The organism is Halalkalicoccus sp. CGA53, assembly GCF_036429475.1.
Taxonomy (GTDB): domain Archaea; phylum Halobacteriota; class Halobacteria; order Halobacteriales; family Halalkalicoccaceae; genus Natronorarus; species Natronorarus salvus.
This window is the reverse complement of the sequence record NZ_CP144125.1, coordinates 3515241-3530290: the sequence shown is the minus strand read 5'-3', so window position 1 is coordinate 3530290 and position 15050 is coordinate 3515241. Positions and strand designations below refer to the sequence as shown.

At 67.8% G+C, this 15050-nt stretch carries 15 protein-coding genes; 7 read left to right on the top strand and 8 right to left on the bottom strand.

Annotation, left to right across the window (positions count from 1 at the left end; translation table 11 throughout):
- Positions 1-17: 17 nt before the first annotated feature.
- Both V2L32_RS19815 and V2L32_RS19810 read right to left on the bottom strand, forming a co-directional pair.
- Positions 18-335 carry an AtuA-related protein gene (locus tag V2L32_RS19815; RefSeq protein WP_331234335.1) on the bottom strand — a complete coding sequence of 106 codons (318 nt, stop codon included), beginning with the start codon at positions 333-335 and terminating at the stop codon, positions 18-20.
- The gene (locus V2L32_RS19810; protein WP_331234334.1) at positions 332-1678 is read right to left on the bottom strand and encodes an acyclic terpene utilization AtuA family protein; all 1347 of its coding nucleotides are present in this window, start codon (positions 1676-1678) and stop codon (positions 332-334) included. Before V2L32_RS19810 ends, V2L32_RS19815 begins: the two co-directional genes overlap by 4 nt.
- A gap of 82 nt (positions 1679-1760) precedes the next feature.
- On the opposite strand from V2L32_RS19810, the gene V2L32_RS19805 reads away from it, so the two are divergent.
- The gene (locus tag V2L32_RS19805) at positions 1761-2804 is read left to right on the top strand and encodes an NAD(P)-dependent oxidoreductase (RefSeq protein ID WP_331234333.1); all 1044 of its coding nucleotides are present in this window, start codon (positions 1761-1763) and stop codon (positions 2802-2804) included.
- A 30-nt stretch (positions 2805-2834) separates the two neighbouring features.
- A complete protein-coding gene (locus tag V2L32_RS19800) occupies positions 2835-3470 on the top strand; it encodes an RraA family protein (protein WP_331234332.1) in 636 nt (211 codons plus the stop codon).
- Between the two features lie 22 nt (positions 3471-3492).
- Here the strand turns inward: V2L32_RS19800 and V2L32_RS19795 are convergent, their stop codons facing one another.
- Complete coding sequence (locus tag V2L32_RS19795; protein WP_331234330.1) at positions 3493-4290, bottom strand: SDR family oxidoreductase; 798 nt, start codon at positions 4288-4290, stop codon at positions 3493-3495.
- 232 nt (positions 4291-4522) lie between these two features.
- Here V2L32_RS19795 and V2L32_RS19790 point away from each other — a divergent pair, with 232 nt between their 5' ends.
- Both V2L32_RS19790 and V2L32_RS19785 read left to right on the top strand, forming a co-directional pair.
- On the top strand, positions 4523-5683 hold the full coding sequence (locus tag V2L32_RS19790; RefSeq protein WP_331234329.1) for a TAXI family TRAP transporter solute-binding subunit: 1161 nt from the start codon (positions 4523-4525) through the stop codon (positions 5681-5683).
- 41 nt (positions 5684-5724) lie between these two features.
- A complete protein-coding gene (locus tag V2L32_RS19785) occupies positions 5725-7794 on the top strand; it encodes a TRAP transporter permease (RefSeq protein ID WP_331234328.1) in 2070 nt (689 codons plus the stop codon).
- Between the two features lie 10 nt (positions 7795-7804).
- Here the strand turns inward: V2L32_RS19785 and V2L32_RS19780 are convergent, their stop codons facing one another.
- The gene (locus V2L32_RS19780) at positions 7805-8002 is read right to left on the bottom strand and encodes a hypothetical protein (RefSeq protein ID WP_331234327.1); all 198 of its coding nucleotides are present in this window, start codon (positions 8000-8002) and stop codon (positions 7805-7807) included.
- Between the two features lie 114 nt (positions 8003-8116).
- Positions 8117-9250, bottom strand: coding sequence for a thioredoxin domain-containing protein (locus tag V2L32_RS19775; protein WP_331234326.1), 1134 nt, complete (start codon positions 9248-9250; stop codon positions 8117-8119).
- Between the two features lie 257 nt (positions 9251-9507).
- Between V2L32_RS19775 and V2L32_RS19770 the strand changes: the two genes are divergently transcribed.
- The 3 genes from V2L32_RS19770 (at position 9508) to V2L32_RS19760 (ending at position 11410) form a co-directional block, all read left to right on the top strand.
- On the top strand, positions 9508-10413 hold the full coding sequence (locus tag V2L32_RS19770; protein WP_331234325.1) for a DsbA family protein: 906 nt from the start codon (positions 9508-9510) through the stop codon (positions 10411-10413).
- 163 nt (positions 10414-10576) lie between these two features.
- Entirely contained in the window at positions 10577-11152 is a 576-nt protein-coding gene (locus tag V2L32_RS19765) for a DUF7847 domain-containing protein (protein WP_331234324.1), read from the top strand.
- Between the two features lie 48 nt (positions 11153-11200).
- Entirely contained in the window at positions 11201-11410 is a 210-nt protein-coding gene (locus V2L32_RS19760) for a hypothetical protein (protein WP_331234323.1), read from the top strand.
- Positions 11411-11533: 123 nt separating this feature from the next.
- Here the strand turns inward: V2L32_RS19760 and V2L32_RS19755 are convergent, their stop codons facing one another.
- From V2L32_RS19755 to V2L32_RS19745, 3 genes are all read right to left on the bottom strand, one after another.
- Positions 11534-12382, bottom strand: coding sequence for a hypothetical protein (locus V2L32_RS19755; protein ID WP_331234321.1), 849 nt, complete (start codon positions 12380-12382; stop codon positions 11534-11536).
- 138 nt (positions 12383-12520) lie between these two features.
- Positions 12521-13783, bottom strand: a complete 1263-nt coding sequence (locus V2L32_RS19750) for an O-antigen ligase family protein (RefSeq protein ID WP_331234320.1) — start codon at positions 13781-13783, stop codon at positions 12521-12523.
- A 107-nt stretch (positions 13784-13890) separates the two neighbouring features.
- Positions 13891-15045 carry a CDP-glycerol glycerophosphotransferase family protein gene (locus tag V2L32_RS19745; RefSeq protein ID WP_331234318.1) on the bottom strand — a complete coding sequence of 385 codons (1155 nt, stop codon included), beginning with the start codon at positions 15043-15045 and terminating at the stop codon, positions 13891-13893.
- Positions 15046-15050 lie beyond the last annotated feature (5 nt).

Sequence of the window (15050 nt, the reverse complement as noted above, 5' to 3'; positions counted from 1 at the left end):
TACCGCGCGTCGTTCGGCTACCGGGACTCCTCGGGCAGTTTCGTCCCGGCGAGCAGCGACGAGAGCGACTTCCCGTGGCCGTCGACGCGGAGCGAGGTCGTCACCCCGCCCGCGAGGACGCCGCGGACGACGAAGTTCAGTGCACCCGTCGGCGGGTGCTCGTAGCGGGTGACCTCCTTCGCGCCGAGGTGGGCGAAGCGTTCGTGGACGCGGTCGGCGGTGAGTCCCGCGAGGAGCTCCTCGTACGCCGCCTCCGAATCGGCGACGACGACGAGGTTCGACGTGTTCCCCTTGTCGCCGGCGCGGACGTGCGCGAGGTCGCGGACCGTCCTCACACCTCCACCTCCTCCACAGAGACCGTCGGATCGACGCGCTCGCGGTCGACGAGCGTCGAGACGATCCCCACCACCCTATCCGTCTCCATGCGCGCACCGCCGCCGCCGGCGGGTCCGTTCGTGTAGAGCGTCTCGACCTCGCGAGCGACCCCGCGGGCGGTCGATTCGTCGTCCGATCGCACGGCGACGCGGAGTCGCACCTCGTAGGGCTCCTCGTCGCCGAGGTCGCCGTGGAGCGAGTCGACGCCCACGAGGTCGGTCCGAAGCTCCGCCGGGTCGAGCCCGCGGATCGAGAGCCGATCGCGAACGATCCGGCCGGCGAGTTCGGCACGTGCTCTCGCGTTCGGACCGGCGTACGAGATCTCGCCGACGCCCCGGTAGCCGGCGTCGTAGCCGAGCGAGACCTTGAGCGTCTCCGGCGGTGGATCGGCGACCGCCCCCTCGACACGGACGGCGTCCTTTCGGACCTCGGCGAAGGAGACGCCGGAGAAGTCGGCGACGCCGTCCGGGCCGAGGTAGGTACTTGGATCGTGGACCTCGTAGAGCAGTTGCTGCGTGCAGGTCTCCGCCGTCACCGTCCCCCCCGTCCCCGGGAGCTTCGTGATCGTGACATCGCCGTCGGCCCCGACCTCGGCGATCGGGAAGCCGAGCGAGGCGAGCCCCTCGACGTCGGCGCGTCCGGGATCCGCGAAGTAGCCGCCCGTGACCTGCCCGGCACACTCCAGTAAGTGGCCCGCGGCGATCCCCTGGCCGATCCGCTCGGAGGGCTCTCCGTGTGGGTACGGCCAGTCGAACTCGTAGATCAACGGTGCGAGAAAGAGCGACGCGTCCGCGACCCGGCCCGTGACGACGACGTCGGCACCGCGGTCGAGCGCCGCGAGGATCGGCTCGACACCGAGGTAGGCGTCGGCGGCGAGCGCCCGGTCGCGGTAGGCGGCGACCGGTTCGCCCTCGGTCGTCTCCGTGTGGAGGTCCTCGAAGCGATCCGAGACGTCCGAGCCGTTCACCGCCGCGATCCGAAGTCCGTCGTGGCCCGCATCGGCCGCGATCTCCCGTACACGCGCAGCCGCGGCCGTCGGGTCCGCCGCGCCCATGTTCGTGACGATCGTGATCCCGTTCTGGACGCAGTCCGCGAGGACGGCCCGTGTCCGTTCCTCGAGGAGCGGGTTGTACCCGTGGCCGCCTTCGGTCGATCTCCGACGAGCGAGCGCGACGGTCCGCTCGCCGAGACACTCGAAACAGAGGTAGTCGAGGCCCGGATCCGCCGAGAGTTCGACCGCCGGCTCGATGCGATCGCCCGCGTAGCCCGCGCCGCCGCCGATGCGGAGTCGGTCACTGCTCACGCTCGGTGATCGCGCGGCGGGGGTAAATACGCACGGATGGGCGACACGAACGCTCTTTGTGCTCCCCGGAGTCGCCCCCGGTATGTACTCCGTGCTGGCCACGACGAGCCGCTCCCGCCCCGTCCGTGCCGACATCGTGGCGGACGCGCTCCCCGACGACTGGCGCTTCGAGACACACGAGGTGAGGGAGGCCGGCATCGAGCGTGGATCGACCGACGCGCTCGCGACGGCCGCGAACGGCCACGACGCGCTGATCCTCAGACCAGGCGTCGCCACCCGAGCGCTGTTCGAACGAGCGCCCTCACTGCGTGTGATCGCCGTTTACGGGTCGGGCTACGACCGGGTCGACCTCGAGGCGGCCACCGACCACGGCGTCGTCGTCACCCACTCGCCGGGTGCGCCCGGCCCGGCGGTCGTCGAGTACACGCTCTCGGTGATGACGCTACTGTTGCGTGATCTACTGGGGATCCACGCGCGGACGACCGCGGGCGAGTGGGACGCGGCGACGGGTATGGGTCGCGAACTCGGCCGGAGCACGGTCGGCGTCCTCGGCCTCGGGACGATCGGGTTCGACGTCGCCCGGCGGGCCGCCGACCTCGGCGCGACGGTGCTGGGCCACGACCCGTACGTCGCCGGCGAGCGCTCCGATTCCGCGCTCTACCCCCGGGTCGACCGCGAGACGGTCGAGGCGGCAGGCGTCGAACTCGTCGGCTTCGACGCACTGTTCGAGCTGACGGAGGTCCTCTCGCTGCACGCGCCGCTGACCGACGAGACCAGTGGCTCGGTCGGCTCCGACCAGCTGTCGGCGCTCTCGGGCGGCTACCTGATCAACGTCGCCCGCGGCGGGATCGTCGACGAGGACGCCCTCCTCCGTGCCGTCGGGTCGGGGACGCTCGGCGGCGTCGCACTCGACGTGATGCGCGAGGAACCGCCCGCGGCCGACGACCCCTTGCTCACGGCGTCCGAGGTGCTCGTGACGCCGCACGTCGCCGGCGTCACCGAGGGGTACCTCGAACGTGGGGCGCGACTCGCCGCGGAGAAAGTCGAGACCGTCCTCACCGGTGGGCGACCCGACACCGTCGTGAACCCCGCGGTCTTCGAGCGGATCGACCGGGAGAAGACGTAGTTATAAGCACCCGGACGGAGCCTCTGGTGTATGACGGAGAGCGTCGCCGACACGTTTCGGCTCTTCGATACGAGTATCGTCTCCGACGCGCTCGACGAGCACGGGATCGACGGCGTGATCACCGGCATCGAGCCGGCTCACCCGAACCAGCGGGCGGTGGGCCGCGCGAGCACATTGCGGTTCGAGCGGGTGGACGAGCCACGGGAGACGAACTTCCCGTTCGCGATGCTCCACGAACTCGCGGCCGACCGCGTCCTCGCGATCGACGGGGTCGGCCCGGAACTCTCCTGCTGGGGTGGGAACGCCTCTCGGCTCGCGGCGAACGCGGGGGTCTCCGGCGTCGTCGTGGACGGGGGCTACCGCGACGTCCCCGAGGTTCACGGGGGCGAGTTCCCCGTCTTCGCCCGTGGGCCGACGCCGAAGACCGGCCAGCGGCGGGTGACCGTCGAGGGGATCGGCGAGCCGATCGCGATCGACGGCGTCACCGTCGCCCCGGGTGACGTGATCGTCGCCGACGCGACCGGCGTCGTCGTCGTCCCCGCCGACGAGGCCGCCGTCGTCGCGGAGACGGCGGAGGGGATCCTCGGAGAGGAACTGCTCCTGGAGGCGAAGATCGACGCCGGTGCGACCGTCCCCGACCTCCAGCGCGACGGCCACGCGTTCTGAACCCGGCAGGGACGGCTGTGTACTAGAGGTTCGACCCGAGCGAGCCGCCGTCGATCGGGACCGCGGCACCGTTTACGAAGCCCGAGCGTGGCGAGGAGAGGAAGGCGACGGTCGCGCCGAACTCCTCGGTGGTCCCCAGCCGTTCGAGCGGGACCTCGCGCACGCGGTCGGCGTAGCCCTCCTCGTAGGAGTCGACGTCGCCGCGGTCGATTGCCTGCTCGATGAGGTTCTCGACGCGCTCGGTCTCGTGCGAACCCGGCAACACAGCGTTCGCGCGGACCTCCGGAGCGAGTTCGGTCGAGAGCGTCTTCTCTAGCCCGACGACGCCCATCCGCACCGAGTTCGAGAGCACCATCGCGTCGGCGGCCTCCTTCACCGTTCGGGAGGCGACCGTGACGATCGTCCCGCCCTCGTCGGCGCGCAGGTGCGGCGCCGCCTCCGTCACCGTCCTGACGACGCTCATCACCAGCAGGTCGTAGGTGTCGTACCACTCCTCCTCCCCGATGTCGAGGAACGCGCCCGAGGGCGGGCCGCCCGCGCTCGTCACGAGGTGGTCCAGCCCGCCGAACTCGGAGACGGCCTCCTCGACGATCCGACCCGGCCCGTCGGGGTCGGTGAGGTCGGCCGCGACCGGGAGGACCGACGCCCCGTCGGCCGCCTCCGATCGCAACTCCTCGGCCGCCGCCTCGAGCGTCTCCTCGGTCCGTCCGTTCACGACGACGGTCGCCCCCTCCCGGACGAGCGCCCGGGCGGCGGCGAATCCCAGGCCCCCGCTCGATGCGGTGACGAGCGCGACGTTCCCGTCGATTCGAAGGTCCATACCGCGGGTTCGAAGCCCGCTCGAATAACCGTTCGGGAGACGGCAGGCGCTCGCCGGCCAAGCTCACCGACGTGAAGCACGAGAAGAACTCTCCGGACCGGCGGTCTGCCGATCGGTCCCCGTGAATCGACTGCCGTCCCGTCCGTCGATTCCCGGCCCCGTCGGCGTCCTCCCGCCACCGTATCTCGAAGAATATATATACAGCGGTATCCCTTTATTATCCGGAGTCACCATGACAGACAATGACTCGACCCGGCGGCGGTTCCTGCAGACCGCCGTGGGCGCGAGCGCGATCAGCGTAGCTGGCTGTATCGGCGGCGACGACGTCGATCCGGACGAGGACGACCCCCTCGAGGACGGGGACGACGCCGACGACGCCGACGCGGACGACGACGCTCCGGAACCGGACGACGACGACGAACCCGACGAGGACGCCGAGTACCACGTCGACTCCGGTACCTCCGCCGGAGGGACGATGGACGTCGGCCTCGCCTTCGAGGCGGCGGTCGCCGAGGTGAGCGACACCGTCTCCTACTCGACGATCGAGAGTCCGGGCTACGTCGGGACGACCTACCGGATGGCAGAGGGCGCCGTCGACGCCGGGTTCATCGACACCAACACGATGAACAAGGCGATCAACAACATGGACATGTTCGAGGAGGACCCGGTCGACATCGTCCCGTACCAGGGCTTCCTCGCGTTCCCGTACGGCATCTACGTGATGGCGCTCGACGACACCGGCATCGAGACGTTCGACGACCTCGCGGGTGCGAACGTCTACCCGGCGGAGCCGGGATACTCCACCCGCGCGACGACGCTCGAAGTCTGGGAGCAGGAGCCGACGGCGGACGTCTACGAGGAGATGAACATCGTCGACATGGACGTCGCCGACGCCCCCGGCGCGATGGAGGAGGGCCAGATCGACGCGGCGATCGCCTACGGAACCCCCGGCGTCGGCAACACCGGCTGGGTCGTCGAGTACGACGCCCGCGTCGACGTCCACTACGTCGAACACACCGACGCGCTGGTCGAATCGATCGAACAGTTCCCCGGCGCCGGCCTCACGATCTACGACGACGACCCCGGCGAGACGTTCGGCTGGGACCAGGACATCGAGGCGGACGAGATCGTCACCTGGGACCTGAACACGACGCTGGCGTTCCACCCGGAGACGCCCGAGGAGGCGGTCTACGAACTCACCCGCGTCGCGGGCGAGCACGGCGACACGGTGCGCGACTCCGAGCGGCGGTTCACCCCCGAGGGCCCCGAGGACCTGATCGTCGGTGCCCTCGAGGACTACCCGTGGCACCCCGGCGCCGCCGAGTACTACCAGGACGAGGGCGTCTGGGAGGACGACTGGATCGTCGGCGACCCGGACGAAGAGTACAACTAAGTCCCGACACTCCGTCGGGCCATCCGACGGTCTGAGATCTCATGAGCACGGAAACATCGACGACGCTGAACGGGAAGGTGAGGGCGCTCGACGTCGCCGTGACGGTCGGGGCGCTCGTGTTCTGGGCGATCGTCCTCGCCTGGATACGTTGGGGCCAGGGCTCGATCGCCCGGAACCGCTACGCGGTCGTCTTCCTCGGCGGGATCCTCGTCCTCTACCTGATGCACGAGGCGGTGGACTCGCTCTCGGAGGGCGACCTACTCGACCTGCTGATACTCGTCGCGTGTGGGGCGGTGATGGTCGTCGCGAGCGTCTACATCTACACCGACTACGAAGCCTTCTACATCCGCCGGCAGGGCTGGGCGCACGACTACGAGTACCGCCTCGCGTGGCTCGTGATCGCGGTGATCCTCTATCTCACCTGGCGGGCCTACGGCAACGTCTTCCTCGCACTCATCGGGGGTGTGATGCTCTACGCCCGCTTCGGTAACTACGTGCCGGGGCTGTTCGGTCACAGCGGCATCGAGACGAACTTCATGCTGCAGATGCTGATCACCGACCTCGCGGGCTTCTACGGCTCGCTCACACAGCTGACGGCCGCGTGGATCGCGCCGTTCCTGCTGTACGCGGGCTTGCTGTTCGCCTACGGCGCGTTCGACCTCATCCTGCGGATCGCGATCGTGAGCGCGAAGTACATCGAGTCCGGCGTCGCCCAGACCGCGGTGATCGCGAGTGCGATCATCGGCTCGATAAACGGCAGCTACGCCGCCAACGCCGGGATGACCGGCTCGTTCACGATCCCGACGATGATGGACGCGGGCCTCTCCGGGCGCACCGCGGCCGGGATCGAGGGGACGGCCTCGACCTCCGGGCAGGTGCTCCCCCCGGTGATGGGCGCCTCGGCGTTCGTCATGGCCTCCGTGCTCGGCATCGCCTACATCGACGTGGTGATCGCGGGGCTGATCCCCGCGGCGATCCTCGTCATCAGCATCCTCGTCGCGGTCCACTACACGTCGGTCAACGAGATCGGCGGTCAGAGCATGGACTTCGAGGACTACTTCGACGAGGAGATGACCAGAAACGACAAGCTCGTCCAGAGCGTGCGTTTCGGCGTCCCGTTCGCGGTGTTGCTGATCACGCTTGGCTACCTCCAGTGGACGGTGATGACCTCCGCGCTCTACACGATCGTCGCGATGGTCGGACTCGGAGTCGCCATCCCGGTCGCACAGACCGCATACGAGGTCTCGAACGGACAGCGAGGCGCCCGCGTCGAACTCGACGAGCGGTGGTCGACTGGCGTTCGATCGCGCGTCGCGTCGGTCCGGCGCAACAGCGTCTTCGATACGCTCGTCGACGAGGTCGGGAACACGATCCACGGCTTCCGTCGCGGTGCCGTGATCCTCGCGCCGATCGCGATCATCCTCGCGGCGGTCAACGGCGTCGTCGACCTGCTGGGGACGACCGGCGTCCCCTCCCGGATCGCGATCATGCTGATGCAGCTCTCGGGCGGCATCCTGATCGTCGCGGTGATCTTCGGGATGGGCGTCTGTATCGTCATGGGCGTCGGGATGCCGACGGTCGCCGCCTACGTCATCGTCTCGACGCTCGTCGCGCCGACGTTCATCAACGTCTTCGAGATCCCCGAACTCGCGGCCCACTACATGGTGTTCTACGCGGCGGTGATGGCCGGGGTCACCCCACCGGTCGCGGTCGCGGTGGTGGTCGCCTCCGGGATAGCCGGCTCTAACTTCTGGCGCTCGTGTGCCTCGGCGATCACGATAGCGGCGCCGCTGTTCGTCCTGCCGATCTCCTTTATCTACCACCCGGAGATCGTCTCGACGGCGATCGGCCCTCAGTCGCTTATCAGCGGCCTGCTGATACTGCTCGGCGCGATCACGATCATCTACGGGCTCAACTACCCGTTCCCCCACTCCCGGTGGGTCACGCTGCCGCTCCGGGCGGTGCTGTTCGCCCTCGGTGCGTTCGTGATGATCTACCCGAGCTGGGTGCTGAAGGCCGTAGTCATCGCCGCGTTCTTCCTCCTGTTCGCCTCGGAGCGGGCGATCGCGAACGGACGGGACCTCCCGTTCCCGACCAGCCTCGGCCGCTGACCTCTCCGGGTCAGTAGTATCTGACGAAGACCATCAGCGCGAGCGCCCCGAGCGTTCCGCCGACGACCGCCACGGCGAACGCGAGCGTCTGGTCGATCCGGAGCAGTGTGACGAGCAGGAGGGTGAATCCCGCGTAGACGAACGCCAGGGCGAGCCCCAGCCGGAACCACTTTCGCTCGAACCGGATCCCCGGATCGCTCCCTTCCATCGACCGTCGTAGGGTCCTACGGGACTTACATCTTCTCACGCCCGGGGTGGCTCCAGTGAACGGTCGTGGGAGTGCTGCGGCACGTGGCCGGCGTACGGATCGCGAGACGTCCGATCAGGCCGAGTCGACCGCCTCCCGGAGCGCTTCTCGAACCGTCGCGAGGTCCGAGGCCCTGATCTCTTCGGCATCCTCGTCCCCGTCCTCCCCGATCACCATCCGGGGGATCGTCTCCATCTCGTAGTCCGTCGCGATCTCCATCGTGTCGTCGATCTGTGCGCGGTAGGCCCCGCCCTCGACGGCGCTCTCGATCCCCCGCCGGTCCGAGACCTCGGCGGTCTCTGCGATCGCCATCACCGTCTCGGTCTCGGCCCAGCCGTGGTACTGGTTCATGTTGTGGAAGAAGGTCTCGAAGTACCGCCAGTAGGCCGCGGGATCGTGGTACCAGACGGCGAGGCCGGCCCGTGCGGCGTCGACGCCGTCCGGGCCGTGGTACGGGTTCCCGTTCTGTCTGTAGCCGACCGCCCGGAACCGGAGGTCGACCTCGCCGGTGCGGACGAACTCCTCGATCACAGTGGGGAGGACCTCCCGGACGAACCGGAGCGTGTAACTGCACTTCCAGCCACCGTAGACCGTCGCGGTCACGGGGGCGTCCCCGGTACCGGCGACCGCGAACTCGTGGAGCTCCGGGGTCTCGGGGATCGGTGCGTCGAACAGCGCGCCCGACGGCTCGTCGATCTCCGAGGTGTCGTACTCCGGCTCCCGTTCGACGAGCGTGAACGCGACCGTCTCGTCCGCCTCGTCGACCTCGACGGTCTCCTCGACCGTCTCGTAGGTCTCTTCGGGGCTGTGTACGGTGACCGTGTGCGCGCCAGCCTCCTCGATCTGGACCGAGAGGCGTCCCTCGCCGATCCCCTCGTCGTAGCGCTCGGAGAACGGCTCGCGTTCGTGCTCGACCGTCACCGAAACGTCGCTCGTTACCGGGGTTCCCGATTCGTCTTCGAGTGTGACGAGGAGGGTCCCGAGCGCCTCTTCCGGTTCCTCGTCGTCCGGGCCGTCGTTCGCCTCCTCGGTCGGCTCCGGCGTCTCGGTGGGCGTGGGAGTCGACGTCCGGTTCGTCGAATCGGTCGCGTTCGTCGTGTTCGTGGCGTTCTCCGGCGGGTCGTCGTCACCCATGCAGCCGGCCAGCGCGGCCGCCAGGGTGACGCCCGTTCCCCGTAGCAGCCGTCGACGAGTCGTCGGGGTGTCCATATCGGAATTCGTACCGGTCGCCGTGACTTGGTTATAGACCGGCTTCTAACCTAGAAGTACTGAACGTTCCCTTTTAGCAGGTACCAAACGAAGTACGGAGAGAGAGAGTGACCTAGACAGCCGGATTGTACCTCTAGTTGATATTCGTCCCGTTCGATACGTTTTCGATAGTACGATATTCCGACGTGTCTATAAGGCTATCGTGAAAGTATCTTATCGGAGTCATAACGAAACGTGATCTCCCGGTACGACTGGTCATGGACGACGGTTTCCCTCCCGACAGGAACACGAGCGGGTCCCGGCGGTCGCGACGAGCGGTCCTCGCTGCCGCCGCGGCCGCTGGACTCTCCGGCTGTCTCGGCAGTGGGGCGCTCGACATCGGAGGATCGGACGACGATCCGGACTCCGCCGTGCCCGCCGACGACACCGAGTCACCGAACGCGACCGACTCGGCGAACGAGACAGACTCCTCGGAGTTCGACCTCGAGGAGTACGAGACGGACGGGAGCGACGACGAGGACGATGGAAACGGCAAGGACAGCGAGGACGGCGAGAACGACCCCGAACCGGTCGATCCGGTCCACACCGAGCGGTTCACCGTCGACTACGGCCACCCGGTCGCGGACGGCCTCGGCCGACGGCCGTTCCTGGGCTCGCTCCCCGAGGAGACCGGTGCGGTGGTCGTCGAGTTCGAGGACGCCTCCTGCCAGGTCTGTGCACGCTTTCACGAGCGGACCTTCCCGGAGTTCGAGACGGAACTGATCGACAGCGGCCGTGTGACGTTCGTCACCCGTCAGTTCCCCCGGACCGCGGCGTGGGCCGAGCCCGCGACACACGCCTTGGAGGCGACGTTCGCGCGCGACGAGCCCTCCTTCTGGGAGCTTCGTGGGGAGTACTACGACGCACAGGACTCGCTCAACGACGAATCCGTTCTCGATCACACCCGGGGATTCCTCCGTGGAACGGACGTCGACGGCGAGGCCGTCGCCGAGGACGTCGAAGACGGGACGTTCGATCCGATGGTCGATCTGGACCTCGACGTCCGACGTCGGGCGGGCTTCTTCCGGACGCCCTCCTTCTTCCTCTTCAGGGAGGGGGAGTTCCTCACGCGGATCGTCGGCAACCAGCCGGTGTCGGTCTTCGAGAGCGCGCTCCAGGTGTGATCGTCGTCGGCCGGATCGATCGCTTCGTGAGACGTCTCGAAATTGAAGAATGTCCCTCCCGACAACCTCCGACGCTCACGGACCGATCGACTCGCAGCAACCCGGTTTTCTCGTCCGGAAACTCCGCCGCGGATCCATATACCTATACGATAACTGTTCGGATATGATCGCGATACGCTCCGTGTCGACGGCCGTTCGGACGATCCGAGACCACCCGATCCTGCTGGCCGGCGGTCTGGTGTTCGCAGCGCTCGGCGAGCTATCTGCGCTCGGACAGCTCGGCGGTCCGGCCGTCAGCGTCGGGCTCTCGTTCGCCTTCCTCCTCGTCTGGCCGTTCGCCATCGCGGGTCTGGTCGGGATGGCGAACGCGGATCTCGACGGCGAGACGGGGCTCGATCGGTTCCTCCCGGAGGCGCGTTCGAACTACCTCTCGATGCTCGGTGCGACGATCCTGTTCGTGCTCGCGATCCTGGTCGTCTACGTCGCGATGTTCGTCCTCACGATGGTCGTCGGTATCGTCGGCGGCGTCGCCCTGTTCAGCCTCGGCGAGGGAGGGGTGCTCGGGGCCGGCCTGCTACTCCTCGGACTGATCCTCGCGAGCCTGCTGGTGGTCGTTCTGGCCTTCGTCTTCTTGCAGTTCTTCTACGCGGCGGTCGTCGTCTCCGACGAGAGTGCGATCGGCTCCCTCTCCGCGAGCGTCGGTCTCGTGAGGGAGAACTTCCTCGGCGTGCTCGGCTAGTCGGCGATCTTCCTGCTGATCACGTTCGTCCCACGAATCCCGGACACGGTGTTGTTCTTCACCGCGGTGGAGCTTCCGGACCCGGAGACCGACGGGACCGCCTACGTCGTCACCTCGGAACCCCTCCTCGCGCTCTCCGTCGCGCTCGGACTCCTCCTCGGAACCCTCGCGGCCACACTCGCCTGGACGTACCACGTCTCGTTCTACCGGTCGCTCGTCGAACGGAGTACAACGGAGACCTCCGAGCCGACGGCCTGAGAGGCGAGTCGCTGGCGATCGGCGATCGTCTTACCCCGTTCAGTTCGATCGGCTCACTCGACCGATCGGCGAGGGATCGCGCCATCTCGAACGCGCCGCCGGTTTCGACGGGCCCGTTCCCGCTCAGATCCGAACGTTCGGCAGGTCGTCGTCGTCGAACTCCCCGTCGATCGCCATACACTCCATATCGGGCGGATCGATGGAGTCCACCTCCCCCCACGAGTGGAAGTCGATGACGGCCTCGTCGGTCTCGACGCGGCGGAGGTAGCCGCTCTCGACGCCCACGTAGTAGGTCACCTCCTCGTCGTGGGCCGCGGCCTCCTCCGCCGTCAGCTCGAAGACGTACACGTCCTCGCCGTCGATCTCGTCCTTGCCGACAGACTCCAGCTCCGGGTGCTCGTCGACCTCCTCTTCGTGGGTTCCGGCGTCGACGTCCTCGGGCTCCTCCCCCTCCCTCTCGGCCTCCGGCAAGGCGAAACACTGCGCTTCGTTCTCGACGAAGAACGTCTCGCCGTCGATGGCGTATATCTCCATCACCCCCTCCTCGCCGTCCATCCGCATGTACGAGTCTCCCCTCGCGATTCGGCCCTCCATCCGGAACTCCTGGCCGGTCCCCTCCTCGGTGACCGTCGCCTCGTAGGCGTAGGAGTCGGCGAACTGGATCGTGTCCCCGAACCGCGTGGTCTCGTCGTCCTCGTCGTCCGCTTCGCTCTCTTCGTCGTCTCCTTCCTCCACCTCCCCGTCGTCCGCGTCGTCGGCGACCTCCTCACCGTCCCCATCGTCGGTGTCGGGGTCGTCGTCACCTGCGTCGTCGTCGGGTGGATCGTCGTCGCCCCCGTCGTCGGTCGGATCGGTCTCCTCGCCGGCACACCCGGCGATCGCCGTCACGCCCACGGCGCCCAGCGCGCGGAGGACGTCCCTGCGGTCGATCCGGCGCTCTGGTCCCGTTCGATCGGATCGTGTGGATCTCATCTCCGTCTCACTCGTATCACGATACTGACCCATCGGGTATCACCGTACGGGTCGAAACGCTACCGAGGCGTGAACGATCTTCACGGCGTGAAACCGCTCGAGGGTTCGCTCTCTCCGGTCGCCCTAGCCGGCGGCGTCTCACCCGAGGAGGCGCCGGGCTCGATCGACGAGTCGGTCGACCGTCACCGGTTCGGATCCCCTCGCGTACGCACCGTAACAGAGCAGTCCGATCGCGGCGAAGAGAAAGCGGTTCTCGTTGAAGTCGCCGGTCACCTGTGCGTTGAGGAACGTGTAGCAGAAGAGCGCGAGGACGACCACACACTCCGGCTCGCGTGTCTCCCGGTAGCCGAGGATCGCGAGCGAGAGGCCGATCACGACCGGAAGCGAGAAGAGGACGAGGCCGACCACCCCCAGTTCGACGAGGAGTTCCAGGACGACGTTGTGCGGCCAGCGAACGACCTGATCGTTGAGCGGGCCCCAGCTCGCAAGCCCGTGACCGGTGACCGTCCGACCCGAGAGCCAGGTCTCGAGCGCGAACTCCCAGTTCTCCAGCCGTCCGGTCGTCGCCGGGTCGGGATCGTCGCTGAACGTCGCCCGGAACTTCTCGGTGACGCGGAGCGACTCGCCGTAGACGACGGTCGCGGCGGCGACGATGCCGCCGGCAGCGAGGCTCGGGAGGAGGCGTTCGGGTCTCCGGTGAAGCGAGGCGAGCGGGAACGCCGCGACGGCGAGCGCCCCGATCGTGAGCACGGTGGCCGCCAGCGGCCCCCGTCCGTCGAGCAGGACCAGACCGGCGCCGAGAAACCCGAGGACGGCGGTCGCCGCGATAGATCGGGGGGTCGACGGGGAGACGAACAGGAGGTAGCAGGCGGCGACGACCGCGCCGAAGCCGATCATCCGGCCGAGGATGAGGTACGTCGTCCCGAACGGCTCGACCCGCACGGGTCCGTAGAGGACGACCGGGTAGACCGTCGCCACCGCCGTCACGACGGCCAGCGCGAGCGAGACGGCGAGAAAACGCCACAGTCGAACCCGGTCCTGGGCCACGACGAGCGCACAGCCGAGCAGCGAGAACGTCGTGACGCTGGCGAGCCTGAACGCCTTCTCTCGCACGTAGATCTCGCTCGGCGTCCAGAGGACGGAGAGGAGCGCGTAGACGAGAAAGCCCCCGAACAGCGCGACCAGGGCCAGTGAACCGGGGCGAACCTCGACGCGTCCCCGGGCGAGCAGGCCGACGGAGAGGAGGAGGCTCACGGCCGCGAGCATCGCCGTCAGGTCGATCGGCACCCACGCGAGCCGCGGCGAAGCCTTGTAGACGCCGGAGAAGAGAAAGAGCGCGAACACCACCTCGAAACTCCCGAGGTGGCCAGAGACCCGTCGGAGGTGGGAGTGAGCGCTCACGTTCCCGATAGTTAGGCGACTGGCTCTATAATACGCTGTGACTAATCGGTCTCCTCGTCACGGTTCGAGTGGTCGATCCCCGAGACTCACCCCGACCTCTTTCGAGGTCACCTCCCCCCCGACGTATCGGCACGCGGGTCGAACCGGTCGCCGACCGATCGACACCGGCTCCCGGGCCCGGTCCACAGGAACTCCTCGCGAACTGCCGTGCGATCGGCGGCGTACTCGTCGGTCTCGAGTACGTCGTCCAGTCGGTCGAGGAGGCCCGCGAACGTCGTCGCTACTGGCCCGGGCGTCACCGCCTCGTACTCGGGATAGAACCCGCGTTCCTCCCGGTACCCTAAGAGATCGAACGGGTAGAAGACGACCGGCCGGTCGAGTAGGAGGAAGTCGAAGTAGACCGACGAGTAGTCGGTGAGCACCACGTCGGCGTACTCGAGCAGCGGATAGACGTCGACGCCCTCGGGCACCTCCTCGATCCTGGAGAACCCTCCACCGAGGTCGATCGGTTCGGCGGGGTGCGGTTTGAACAGCAGACGGGCGTCCCGCTCGGCGAGCCACTGATCGAACGCGTCGAGGTCGAGATGATCGACGATGCTCTCTCCCGTCTCGCGGTGGATCGTCGGCATGTAGAGGACCACCGGTCCCTCCTCGTGGTACGCGCGATAGCGCCGTTCGAGTTCCACCTCCCTCGTCGGGTCCGCACCCGTCCACGTCCCCGCCGGCACGTCGTTTCGCGGGTAGCCGGTCGTGAGCACCCTGTCCTCTCCGATCCGGAACGCGGAGGCGAACGGTCCGACCATCGCCTCCGACGGTACCGTGATCCAGTCGTAGCGGTCGAAGAGCGTGTCCTTCATCACCCGCTTCAGACGCTCTCTCCGGTGTCGGAGTTTCGGTGCGTCCCAGCCGATCCGTTTCAGCGCGACGCCGTGCCAGAGCAGGACTTTCGTCGCTCCACCGGAACACCACCGGTTCACGTCCGGCATGCCGTGCGTCACGAAGACGTACCCCGCACGGAGGTTCGCCCGGATCCCACGGAGGGAGTCGACGTGGTACGCCTCGTATCCGCTCGATCGGAGTCGCTCGATGACCTCCTCGTTCCGCGAGAGCCACACCGCCCTGACGTGCTCGCGCTCGTCGGCGGCGTGCAGGTAGAGGTACTTCGCGTTGTCGCGAAAGGCGTCGCCGCCGTTCGAGCCGAAGACCCACAGTGAGTCATCGCGAGGACTGACCAGCGAGAGGGCGAACAGGACTGTCGCCAAGACAC

Excerpts from the sequence above, each read along its gene's own strand:
- V2L32_RS19790 (WP_331234329.1), top strand. The coding sequence starts at position 4,523 with ATGACAGACAATGACTCGACCCGGCGGCGGTTCCTGCAGACCGCCGTG.
- V2L32_RS19775 (WP_331234326.1), bottom strand. The coding sequence starts at position 9,250 with ATGGACACCCCGACGACTCGTCGACGGCTGCTACGGGGAACGGGCGTC.
- V2L32_RS19755 (WP_331234321.1), bottom strand. The coding sequence starts at position 12,382 with ATGAGATCCACACGATCCGATCGAACGGGACCAGAGCGCCGGATCGAC.
- V2L32_RS19780 (WP_331234327.1), bottom strand. The coding sequence starts at position 8,002 with ATGGAAGGGAGCGATCCGGGGATCCGGTTCGAGCGAAAGTGGTTCCGG.
- V2L32_RS19795 (WP_331234330.1), bottom strand. The coding sequence starts at position 4,290 with ATGGACCTTCGAATCGACGGGAACGTCGCGCTCGTCACCGCATCGAGC.
- V2L32_RS19785 (WP_331234328.1), top strand. The coding sequence starts at position 5,725 with ATGAGCACGGAAACATCGACGACGCTGAACGGGAAGGTGAGGGCGCTC.
- V2L32_RS19800 (WP_331234332.1), top strand. The coding sequence starts at position 2,835 with ATGACGGAGAGCGTCGCCGACACGTTTCGGCTCTTCGATACGAGTATC.
- V2L32_RS19765 (WP_331234324.1), top strand. The coding sequence starts at position 10,577 with ATGATCGCGATACGCTCCGTGTCGACGGCCGTTCGGACGATCCGAGAC.
- V2L32_RS19805 (WP_331234333.1), top strand. The coding sequence starts at position 1,761 with ATGTACTCCGTGCTGGCCACGACGAGCCGCTCCCGCCCCGTCCGTGCC.
- V2L32_RS19770 (WP_331234325.1), top strand. The coding sequence starts at position 9,508 with ATGGACGACGGTTTCCCTCCCGACAGGAACACGAGCGGGTCCCGGCGG.